Below are 9,591 nucleotides of genomic sequence, written 5' to 3'. Positions count from 1 at the left end.
CACCGCGGCGCGGGGCCGGACGGCTGCCGCCCCCGCACCGGGTCGGGCCTCGCGAGGCGGGTGTGCCCCCCCCCGGGCCCCGGGCCCCCCCCCCGCCGCCCCGCCAGGCACCGCCGCGCGACGCGGCGGCATCCCGGGGCGCACCGCCCCCGCGCGCCGGGGTCGCGCCGCGTGCGCCGCCCCGGGAAGGCGTCCCGCCCCGCGCCCCGGCGGAACGCGGCGGGGGAGTGCCGTGCCCGCCCGTCCCCTGCGGACGCCCGGAGCGCTGGGCGCGCTCGGGGTAGGTGTCGGCGAGCCGCCCGGTGGGCCGGTCCGCCTCGGCGGCACGCGGCGCGGGGGGCCGGACGTCGGCCAGGCCCTGCGCCTCCCGGGCGGCGATCTCCTTGAGCCGCAGCGACAGCTGGAGGGTGCTGGGCCGCTCCTCGGGGTCCTTCGCCAGACAGGCCAGGATCAGCGGAGCCAGCGCGTCCGGTACGCCGTGCAGCTGCGGCTCCTCATGCACCACGCGGTACAGCATCACCTCGGAACTGCCGTGCCCGAAGGGCGAGTCACCCGTCGACGCGTAGGCGAGCGTGGCGCCGAGCGAGAACACGTCGGTGGCCGGCGTGACGGCCGCCCCGCGCACCTGCTCCGGGGCGAGGAAGCCGGGGGAGCCGACCGCGGTGCCGACGTGCGTGAGCGTCGAGGCGCCCGTCGCCCAGGCGATGCCGAAGTCGATGATCCGCGGCCCCTTCGGGGACAGCAGGATGTTGGAGGGCTTCAGGTCCCGGTGCACGACCCCGGCCTCGTGCACGGCGACCAGCCCCTCCGACAGGGCGGCCCCGATGGCGGCGACCTCGGCCGCGCACAGCGGCCCCTCCTCGGCGACCTTGTCGTGCAGCGACGGCCCCGGCACGTACTGGGTGGCGAACCACGGCCGGTCCGCCTCGAGGTCGGCGGCCACCAGCCGTGCCGTGCACCCGCCGCGGATCCGCCGCGCGGCCGACACCTCACGGGCGAACCGCGACCGGAACTCCTGATCCTCGGCCAGGTCAGGCCGGATGACCTTCAGTGCGACCCGCTGCCCCTTCTTGTCGGAGCCCAGGTAGACCACGCCCATCCCGCCCGCGCCGAGCCGTCTGTGAAGCTTGAACGAGCCGACGACGCGCGGGTCCTCGCGCCTCAGGCGCATCATCGCCATGTCCATCCCCGCTGCCCGGTCCGTGTGACGTGGCCCAGCTTACGTTTCCGCGGCCGCCCGTGCGCAGAGGCCGCGCCCTCTCGGCCCGGCGGATTGTCAGTGCCGGGTGGGACACTTGAAGAGTGGTCAGGGGGCGCGCGGACAGGGCGGGTTCGCACCCTCGGTGACGCCGACCACCCGCCGACGAAGGGGGAGTTGAACCCGTGAACGGTGATCGTGTGGAGATTGTTGTGGACGCCGGGGACACGACGCGCACATATGAGGTGGTGGCGAGCAGGGCGGGCCGCCGGGTGGAGACGGCGGTGCGCCGGGGCGTGGTGGAAGTGAGCGAAGTCACGCGCAACGGAACTGTGGTACGTACGGCCCGCTTCATGGCGAACCGGGTGCTGGCCCTCGTGGAGCAGCCGGTGCCGCGGGAGGACGGCTCGGAGAAAGCGGGGCACAGCGGGCGCCCCTTCCGGGAAGACCCTGAGACCTAGGTCCCCGTCTCCACCCAGGGGAGTACTCGGCAGGTCACGGCTCATCCTCCGGGAGGCCCGGCAAGCGGTACGAGGGCATGACGCCCGGCAGGCGCCGGACGCCTAGATTTGAGGTCAAGCGGCGGGTGCAGCACTCGTCCCCCGAGGTCAGACACCCGCCGCTGCCGACGACAACCAAGACGGTCAGGAGAGGGACCATGGCCTACACGGCACCGCGGACACTGATCCGCGCGCGGGAGCACACGGCGTTCCGCCCCCGCCGTACGGGCCGCCGCCACCCCCTGGTGGCGACGCTGATGGCCCTTCCCCTGGCGGCCCTGCTCCTCGTCGTCTTCGACGGCTGGGAGACGGTGGCCACACAGGCGTCGTCCGTGGGCGTGATGCTGGGGCGCTGAGCGGCGACCCCAGGCCCGGAAGAGCGGTCCGGGCGGGGACATCCACCCATGAAACCCCGTGGGGACGGGGGTGCGGCGGACGGCACAGATGCCGGCGCAGCTGGGGAGCTGCGCCGGCATTGCTTTGCCCCGGGTACCCGTGCCGTACGCCGACCGACCGCCGCGTGGCGTTCCCGGCGGCCGCGGCGAGCGGGCTGAGGGGCCGAGGACCGTGCACGCGCAGGCCGCGGTCCGCCCGCCATCGCGTCCCGTCCGGTCAGGCCGTACGCGCCACCCGACGGGGCCCAAGCGCCACCCACCAGCCCGCACTCGCCGAGCCCGGCGACCCCGTACCCTCTCCCTCACCACCCGCCCCCAGGGAGCCCCGTGATCACGTCCCGCCTGCTCCCCGAGCTCACCGCCCGGCTCACAGCCGCGGCCCACACCCGCGCAGCCGCGTGCCCCTGCGGGATCACCACCACCCTGGCCGACCGCCCCGACGCCCTTCTCGTCCGCCACGGGCACACCGTCGCCAAGGCCCACGCCCCGGACACCGACCCCGCCGCACTGACCCGCCGCCTCACCACCGCCGCCGGCGTCCCCGGCGTCCTGCTGCCCCCGCTCCACCCGACGCCGGTCGACCTGCACGGCCGCCTCGTGACCTTCTGGCCGTACGGCACCCCCGTGGACCCGGACGACCCCGACCGGGCCCCCTGGGAAGCCGCCGCCGCCCTCCTCGCCCGGCTGCACCGCACGCCCGCCCCCGCCGGCCTGCCCACCGCACGCGGCCCGGCCGAGGCGGCCCGGGCCGTGGCCCGCCTGAGGGAGACCGGCCCGCACCCTGCCACCGCTCCCGTGCTGCGCGCCTGGGCGGCCCTGCCCGCCTGGGCCCGGGCCGAGGCGCCCATGCCGGACACCGCCACCCTGTGCCACGGCGACCTCCACCTCGGCCAGCTCGTCCGCCACCCCGCCCCCGAGGGCCCGTGGCTGCTCATCGACGTCGACGACCTCGGCACCGGTGTCCCGGCCTGGGACCTGGCCCGCCCGGCCGCCTGGTACGCCTGCGGCCTGCTCCCGCCCGGCGAGTGGGACCGCTTCCTGACCGCCTACCGCGCGGCCGGCGGCCCGGCCGTCCCCGCGCACGGCGATCCCTGGGCCGCCCTGGACGTCCCCGCCCGTGCCCTGACCGTGCAGAGCGCCGCCCGGGCGATCGCCAAGGCCGCAGCGGCCGGCCGTCCCCTGGACGAGGTGGAACAGTGCCTCGTCGACGCCTGCGCGCGCATGGCGTCCGTACCACCGCCGTTGACGCGGGGGAACCCGACGTAGGGTGCAACCGACGGCAGCCGGACAGAGTCTGTCCTGGCGACCCGCGCAGCGGGACCGACCGCGAGGAGTGGAGACGACATGCAGTGTCCGAAGTGCCACGCACCGATGCACACCTACAACCGCAACGGCGTCCAGATCGAGCAGTGCGCCAACTGCCGCGGCATCTTCCTCGACTACGGCGAGCTGGAGGCGCTGACCCGCCTGGAGGCCCAGTGGTCCCAGCCCGGCCCGCCGCCCCCGCCCGCCCCGCAGGCCTACCCGCCGGCCCCGCCGGCCCCGGCGTGGGGCGCCCCGCACGGCGGCCACGACCACCACTACGGCCACCGCCGCCACAAGAGCTTTGGCCACATGCTCTTCTCGTCCTGACAGGAACCCGGACGCCCCCGGACACGACCGAGCCCCCGGCCGTACGAGACGGCCGGGGGCTGCGGTGTGGTGTGGACGATACTGGGATTGAACCAGTGACCTCTTCCGTGTCAGGGAAGCGCTCTCCCGCTGAGCTAATCGTCCTCGGGACCATGATCCGAAGATCATGGATGCTGCGTGCGCGATACTGGGATTGAACCAGTGACCTCTTCCGTGTCAGGGAAGCGCTCTCCCGCTGAGCTAATCGCGCGGGGATCCGAAGATCCAGTGGACGATACTGGGATTGAACCAGTGACCTCTTCCGTGTCAGGGAAGCGCTCTCCCGCTGAGCTAATCGTCCTTGGAGGTGGAGACGGGATTTGAACCCGTGTAGACGGCTTTGCAGGCCGTTGCCTCGCCTCTCGGCCACTCCACCAGGAGTGTAGGGGACCGGGACGATCCCCTGTTTCCTCGAGCGGACGACGAGGCTCGAACTCGCGACCTCAACCTTGGCAAGGTTGCGCTCTACCAACTGAGCTACGTCCGCCTGTCGTTTCGGTCCGCTCGCGCGGCCCGGCGACGTGTTGAACTCTAGCGGATTCCGGGGCCAGTACAAAAACGCGTTTGTGCAGCGTGCTGCGGTGTGCCTGCTCGCCTGCCTGGTCAGGGCCTGTGAAGGGACACGGCAAGGTCACCTGCGGGACACCCGCCATAGACTCGACAGCGTGCTCGACCTCCCTCCTCTGGCCCGTTTCGGCGACCGTGTCGCCACCGGGCTCCTCGACGTCACCGACGATCCCGCGGCCCTGGACTCCAGCGGTTTCTGGGCCGTGTGCGCGGACTTCGAGGGCCGTCTGACCTGCGCTCGGTTCCGCGACGTACGGGAGGAGTCCGTGCCCGCCCCGGTGCCGGGCGCCTGGCGCGGGCCGGCCGCCGGCGACTGGACGTCCTCGCTCGACCGTGACGCGTACACGACGGCCGTGCGGCGGATCCGCCGGCACATCGCGGCCGGCGAGGTCTACCAGGCCAACCTCTGCCGGGTGCTGTCCGCGCCCGTCGAGCCCGGCGCCGACGTGGACGCGCTCACCGCGCTGCTGGCGCGCGGCAACCCGGCGCCGTACGCCGGAACGGTGCGGCTGCCCCGGCACGGTGTGGAGATCGCCACCGCCTCTCCCGAGCTGTTCCTGCGCCGGGACGGGCGGGTCGTCACGTCCGGGCCGATCAAGGGCACCGGGCGCACCGAGGCCGATCTGCTGGAGAAGGACTACGCCGAGAACGTGATGATCGTGGACCTGGTCCGCAACGACATCGGGCGGGTCTGCGCCACCGGCAGCGTGACCGTGCCGGAACTGTGCGTCGTCGAGAAGCATCCCGGGCTCGTGCACCTGGTGTCGACGGTGCGGGGCGAGCTGCGGGACGGCGCCGGGTGGCCGGAGCTGCTCGCCGCCGCCTTCCCGCCCGGCTCCGTCACCGGCGCGCCCAAGTCGAGCGCCCTGCGGATCATCGAGGCCCTGGAGACGGCACCCCGGGGCCCGTACTGCGGCGGCATCGGCTGGGTCGACGCGGACCGGGGCGTCGGGGAGCTGGCCGTCGGCATACGCACCTTCTGGATCGACCGGCGGGAGGGCCTGCTGCGCTTCGGCACCGGCGCCGGCATCACCTGGGGCTCCGACCCCGAGGGGGAGTGGCGGGAGACCGAGCTGAAGGCGTCCCGGCTGCTCGCGGTAGCGTCGGGGGCGTACGAGGTGAGCGAAGGGACTCTCACGTGAAGATCTGGCTCGACGGCGGGTTGCAGGACCTCGACTCCGCCCGCGTCTCCGTCTTCGACCACGGACTGACCGTGGGCGACGGCATCTTCGAGACGGTGAAGGCGGTGGACGGCCGTCCGTTCGCGCTGACCCGGCACCTCGACAGGCTCACCCGTTCGGCACGCGGCCTCGGTCTGCCCGACCCCGACCTCGACGAGGTCCGCCGCGCCTGCGACGCCGTCCTGGAGGCCAACCCGATGCCGCTCGGCCGGCTGCGCATCACCTACACCGGCGGCCACGGCCCGCTGGGCTCCGACCGCGGCGAGCACGGCCCGACCCTGGTGGTCGCCCTCGGCGAGACCGGTCGGCGCCCGGACTCCACCGCCGTGATCACCGTGCCCTGGACCCGCAACGAGCGCGGCGCGCTGACCGGCCTGAAGACCACGTCGTACGCCGAGAACGTCGTCGCCCTGGCCCGCGCCCACCAGCAGGGCGCGTCCGAGGCGCTGTTCGGCAACACCGTCGGCCGCCTCTGCGAGGGCACCGGCTCCAACGTCTTCGTCGTCCTGGACGGCGAGATCCACACCCCGCCGCTGTCCTCCGGCTGCCTCGCGGGCGTCACGCGCGCGCTGACCATCGAGTGGACCGGAGCCAAGGAGACCGACCTCCCCCTGGACGTCCTGGAGCGGGCCGACGAGATCTTCCTGACGTCCACCCTGCGCGACGTCCAGGCCGTGCACCGCGTCGACGCCCGGGAACTGCCCGGCGCGCCGGGGCCGGTGACCGCCAAGGCCATGCGGATCTTCGAGGAGCGGTCCGGCGACGACCTCGATCCGTGACGGCCCACGGATATTCGGCTGCCCCGGGGCGCCGCAGCGGGTAGAACACCCCTGATGACCACGACCCTGCGGCCGGCAGAGCCGCTCCAGCAGAACGCCGACGGCACGCGTTCACGCCGCTACCAGGTATGCGTGAACAGCCGTCCCGTGGGTGCGATACACCTGGCCACCCACCCCGTCTTCGGCCCCGCCGTCGCGCGCATCCTCGACCTGCGGATCGAGGAGCCGGACCGCCGGCGCGGCCGGGGCACGGTGGCCGCGCTCGCCGCCGAGGAGGTCGCCCGCGGCTGGGGCTGCCGGCGCATCGAGGCGTCCGTTCCCGCCGCCGCCCAGGAGGCGTTCCGCCTGGCCACGGCGCTCGGGTACGCCGTACGCAACCGCAACCTGGCCAAACCGCTCGCCGACACCCCGCCGGTCCTCCCGGCGGGCAGCCGCGCCCGGCCCATGACGCAGGAGGAGTTCGGGCCCTGGCTGGCACAGGGTGTGAAGGACTACGCCCAGTCCTGGATCGAGCGCGGGGTGCCGGAGGCCGAGGCCCGGGCCAAGTCGGAGCGGGACCACGCCACCCTGCTGCCCGACGGCCGCGCCACGCCGGGCATGCTCATCAGCGTCCTGGAACACCAGGGCACGCGCGTGGGCACGCTGTGGCTGGCGCTGCGTGACGACGGCGCCTTCGTCTACGACGTCGAGGCCGCGGCCGGCCACCGCGGCAAGGGGCACGGCCGTACGCTCATGCTGCTGGCCGAGGCCCAGGCGATCGCCGCCGGCGAGCGCACCATCGGCCTCAACGTCTTCGCGGGCAACACCCCGGCCGAGCGCCTGTACGAGTCCCTCGGTTACGAGACCACGCTGTACGCCTTGTACAAGCCGCTGCTGTGACGCGGCGGAGCCAGGACCGGGTCAGGCCTGCTGCCCGGCCAGCAGCCGGTCGGCGATCTCCTCGATCCGCTCGCGCAGCCCCTCCTGGCTCTTGCCGCCGTCCAGGCGCTCGCCGCCGATGACATACGTGGGAGTGCCGGTCACGCCGATGGCCTTGCCCTCGGCCTGGTCGGCGTCCACGACCAGGATGTGCCGGCCGTCGATCAGCGCGGTGTCGAACTCCTCGGCGTCCAGTGCGAGTTCCCGCGCGACCTCGACCAGGAAGGGCTCTCCCTTACGGTCCAGCTCCTCGACCCGCTCCAGCACGGCCTCGACGTACGGCCACCCCCGGCCCTGCGCCCAGGCCTCCTCGGCGGCCTGGGCGGCGGCGAAGGCGTGCCGGTGCTTGTCCAGCGGGAAGTGCCGCAGCCGCAGCTCCAGACGGTCGCCGTAGCGGGCCCGCAGGGCGCGCAGGTCGTCCAGGGCGGTGCGGCAGTCCGGGCACTGCAGCTCGCACCAGACCTCCAGGACGGGGACGGTGGGACGGTCGGGGGAGGAGTCGTTCATGACCCCCAGTCTTCCAGCCCGGTCCGCCGGCGACCGAATCGGACCTGGCCCGGCCGCCGGTCGTACGTCCGCACCGGCACCCAGGGAGGAGCCGACCCGGAGATGTCCCTGATGTCCGGCCGGAGCATGGTCTGCGGCAGGCGCGAGGTGCACGATGGAAGAGGCGACGTGCCTGCCGCCCGACGAGCCTGCCTGGAGGACCGGATGATTGCCGAGACCGTCTGTTCCGCCGTGTCCGCGGCAGGCCTGGGCATCGCCGCGGTGACGGCCTACCGCAAACGCTTCCTCGCGGCGGCCCGCATCGCCGCCTACGCCCTCGTCCCCCTCGGCCTGGTGATGACCGGCGTGGTCGACTGGCTGGCGGACACCGCGTTCAGCCCGACGGCCTGGGCGGGGTTCGGGGTGCTCGGAGTGTCGTGGGCGCTGTTCACCACGACCCGCGTCGTGGAGCGCCGCCGGGGCGGCACCCGCCGGGAGCGCAGGGCGGCCCGGGCGGCCGCCGAGCGTGAGGCGGTGGCTCCGGCGGCCTCGGCGCCCTCCCTGGGACAGGGCACCCGCCCGGCCGCCCGGCCGACGGCGGCGTCCGGGGGCGACGACGACTTCAGTGACATCGAGGCGATCCTGAAGAAGCACGGCATATGAAGGAGTGGGGGCCGCGGCGGCCGCAGGACGAGCCGCGGGACGGGCTGCCCGTGACGGGCTGAAACAACACAGTGCGTCCTGGATCGTGCGGAGATGATCGCAATCTGACCCGGACCTCACGGAAACCGGGGCACTCCCGTTCGTCACCAGTGTGCTGATCGCCTCGTGTGTGCCGAATGCGCCATCATCGCCGACGAGATGCTGGACACCACACAGACCAAGGCCACGCCGCCGCGGGACGAACCGCGCGGCTGCCTCTTCGCCCTGTCCCAGCCGCCGCTGATGATCTTTCTGGCGGTGATCGGGTGCCTGCTGCTCATGGCCGCGCTGCACGACCTGCTGCTGCTGTGAGCCGAACCCGCGGTCCCCGGCGCCACCCGCCGGGACCGCGCCGGACCCCGTGGCCGGTGGTCTGTCCGCGGGGCGGTCCCAGGGAAGGCGGGGATCAGCCCGCCGCCTCCTTGCGCCGCGCCCGGTAGGCGGCGACGTGCAGGCGATTTCCGCAGGTACGACTGTCGCAGTACCGGCGCGACCGGTTGCGGGAGAGATCGACGAAGGCCCGCCGGCAGTCGGGCGCCTCACAGCGCCGCAGCCGCTCCTGCTCCCCGGCGACCACGAAGAACGCCAGCGCCATCCCGCAGTCGGCGGCCAGGTGATCCGCGACGGAGGCGCCGGGGGCGAAGTAGTGCACGTGCCAGTCGTAGCCGTCGTGGTCCGTGAGCCGGGGCGTCGTCCCCGCCGCGGCGATCAGCTCGTTGATCAGTCCGGCCGCGGTCCGGGCGTCGGGAGCCGCGAAGACGGCCGCGAACCGGCCGCGCACCTTGCGCACCGCCGAGAGGTCGAACTCGGAGAGCACCCCGACATCACTGATGTCGTGATTGCGCACGAAATCCTCGAGAGCCGCCACATCCGGCAGCCCGTCCGGTGTCGCGTCGTCCTCCGGTGCGGTGTTCACCAGATCCACCACGGTGTCGAGGGCGCACCGGGTGTCGTGGGTGATCAGCACGTTTCGCTCCCTGGCCTGGGGGTCGGGCGGGCGCCCGCCGATGCTGGCCGATGGTAACGGCTCGGACGGGCATCCAGCCCCGTCGGCCCGCACACGGCTTCGAATACAACGCGGTGCCGACCGCCGCGGTTCCCGGCCGGGAGCGGGCGGAGCCGGAACCGGACAGCACCGGCGCCCCCCGCTCAGCGGAAGGCGCCGGTGCTCACCGTATGCGGTTGTACTGGCCC

Annotated in this window: 12 protein-coding genes and 5 tRNA genes; 9 read left to right on the top strand and 8 right to left on the bottom strand. The window is 73.8% G+C overall.

Annotation, left to right across the window (positions count from 1 at the left end):
* Positions 1–1,186, bottom strand: a 1,186-nt coding sequence (locus AB0K80_RS27600) for a serine/threonine-protein kinase (RefSeq protein WP_365674153.1), incomplete at its 3' end; no start/stop codon positions are given.
* A 197-nt stretch (positions 1,187–1,383) separates the two neighbouring features.
* On the opposite strand from AB0K80_RS27600, the gene AB0K80_RS27595 reads away from it, so the two are divergent.
* The 4 genes from AB0K80_RS27595 to AB0K80_RS27580 all read left to right on the top strand — a co-directional run bounded on the left by AB0K80_RS27595 (position 1,384) and on the right by AB0K80_RS27580 (position 3,725).
* Positions 1,384–1,659, top strand: a complete 276-nt coding sequence (locus AB0K80_RS27595; RefSeq protein WP_365674151.1) for a hypothetical protein — start codon at positions 1,384–1,386, stop codon at positions 1,657–1,659.
* Positions 1,660–1,856: 197 nt separating this feature from the next.
* On the top strand, positions 1,857–2,054 hold the full coding sequence (locus tag AB0K80_RS27590) for a hypothetical protein (protein ID WP_365674149.1): 198 nt from the start codon (positions 1,857–1,859) through the stop codon (positions 2,052–2,054).
* A gap of 366 nt (positions 2,055–2,420) precedes the next feature.
* Positions 2,421–3,359, top strand: a complete 939-nt coding sequence (locus AB0K80_RS27585; protein WP_365674147.1) for an aminoglycoside phosphotransferase family protein — start codon at positions 2,421–2,423, stop codon at positions 3,357–3,359.
* Between the two features lie 78 nt (positions 3,360–3,437).
* Complete coding sequence (locus tag AB0K80_RS27580; protein ID WP_365674144.1) at positions 3,438–3,725, top strand: zf-TFIIB domain-containing protein; 288 nt, start codon at positions 3,438–3,440, stop codon at positions 3,723–3,725.
* 72 nt (positions 3,726–3,797) lie between these two features.
* Here the strand turns inward: AB0K80_RS27580 and AB0K80_RS27575 are convergent.
* From AB0K80_RS27575 to AB0K80_RS27555, 5 genes are all read right to left on the bottom strand, one after another.
* A tRNA-Val gene (locus tag AB0K80_RS27575) sits at positions 3,798–3,869 on the bottom strand.
* Between the two features lie 34 nt (positions 3,870–3,903).
* Positions 3,904–3,975: transfer RNA gene (locus AB0K80_RS27570), tRNA-Val, on the bottom strand.
* A gap of 18 nt (positions 3,976–3,993) precedes the next feature.
* Positions 3,994–4,065: transfer RNA gene (locus tag AB0K80_RS27565), tRNA-Val, on the bottom strand.
* A gap of 1 nt (position 4,066) precedes the next feature.
* Positions 4,067–4,140 (bottom strand) — tRNA-Cys (locus tag AB0K80_RS27560).
* A gap of 38 nt (positions 4,141–4,178) precedes the next feature.
* A tRNA-Gly gene (locus AB0K80_RS27555) sits at positions 4,179–4,251 on the bottom strand.
* 178 nt (positions 4,252–4,429) lie between these two features.
* Here AB0K80_RS27555 and AB0K80_RS27550 point away from each other — a divergent pair.
* Genes AB0K80_RS27550 through AB0K80_RS27540 form a run of 3 tightly spaced genes read left to right on the top strand, consistent with a single transcriptional unit; the run spans position 4,430 to position 7,170 of the window.
* Positions 4,430–5,473, top strand: a complete 1,044-nt coding sequence (locus tag AB0K80_RS27550; RefSeq protein ID WP_365674142.1) for a chorismate-binding protein — start codon at positions 4,430–4,432, stop codon at positions 5,471–5,473.
* Positions 5,470–6,291: an aminodeoxychorismate lyase gene (locus tag AB0K80_RS27545; protein ID WP_365674140.1), complete on the top strand. Its 822-nt coding sequence runs from the start codon at positions 5,470–5,472 to the stop codon at positions 6,289–6,291. Before AB0K80_RS27550 ends, AB0K80_RS27545 begins: the two co-directional genes overlap by 4 nt.
* 54 nt (positions 6,292–6,345) lie before the next feature.
* Positions 6,346–7,170, top strand: a complete 825-nt coding sequence (locus AB0K80_RS27540) for a GNAT family N-acetyltransferase (protein WP_365674138.1) — start codon at positions 6,346–6,348, stop codon at positions 7,168–7,170.
* Positions 7,171–7,191: 21 nt separating this feature from the next.
* Here AB0K80_RS27540 and AB0K80_RS27535 read toward each other — a convergent pair whose 3' ends face one another.
* On the bottom strand, positions 7,192–7,716 hold the full coding sequence (locus tag AB0K80_RS27535; protein WP_365674136.1) for a DsbA family protein: 525 nt from the start codon (positions 7,714–7,716) through the stop codon (positions 7,192–7,194).
* Between the two features lie 204 nt (positions 7,717–7,920).
* Between AB0K80_RS27535 and AB0K80_RS27530 the strand changes: the two genes are divergently transcribed.
* A complete protein-coding gene (locus AB0K80_RS27530; protein WP_365674134.1) occupies positions 7,921–8,358 on the top strand; it encodes a hypothetical protein in 438 nt (145 codons plus the stop codon).
* 165 nt (positions 8,359–8,523) lie between these two features.
* Positions 8,524–8,709, top strand: coding sequence for a hypothetical protein (locus tag AB0K80_RS27525; RefSeq protein ID WP_365674162.1), 186 nt, complete (start codon positions 8,524–8,526; stop codon positions 8,707–8,709).
* 94 nt (positions 8,710–8,803) lie between these two features.
* Here the strand turns inward: AB0K80_RS27525 and AB0K80_RS27520 are convergent, their stop codons facing one another.
* Complete coding sequence (locus AB0K80_RS27520) at positions 8,804–9,364, bottom strand: CGNR zinc finger domain-containing protein (RefSeq protein WP_365674133.1); 561 nt, start codon at positions 9,362–9,364, stop codon at positions 8,804–8,806.
* Positions 9,365–9,591: the final 227 nt, after the last annotated feature.

The sequence above is a fragment of the Streptomyces sp. NPDC052682 genome (genome assembly GCF_040678435.1).
Lineage (GTDB): Bacteria > Actinomycetota > Actinomycetes > Streptomycetales > Streptomycetaceae > Streptomyces.
The sequence above is the reverse complement of the archived record's forward strand: the minus strand, read 5'-3'. Positions and strand labels throughout refer to the sequence as shown.

Excerpts from the sequence above, each read along its gene's own strand:
- AB0K80_RS27590 (WP_365674149.1), top strand. The coding sequence starts at position 1,857 with ATGGCCTACACGGCACCGCGGACACTGATCCGCGCGCGGGAGCACACG.
- AB0K80_RS27580 (WP_365674144.1), top strand. The coding sequence starts at position 3,438 with ATGCAGTGTCCGAAGTGCCACGCACCGATGCACACCTACAACCGCAAC.
- AB0K80_RS27540 (WP_365674138.1), top strand. The coding sequence starts at position 6,346 with ATGACCACGACCCTGCGGCCGGCAGAGCCGCTCCAGCAGAACGCCGAC.
- AB0K80_RS27535 (WP_365674136.1), bottom strand. The coding sequence starts at position 7,716 with ATGAACGACTCCTCCCCCGACCGTCCCACCGTCCCCGTCCTGGAGGTC.
- AB0K80_RS27530 (WP_365674134.1), top strand. The coding sequence starts at position 7,921 with ATGATTGCCGAGACCGTCTGTTCCGCCGTGTCCGCGGCAGGCCTGGGC.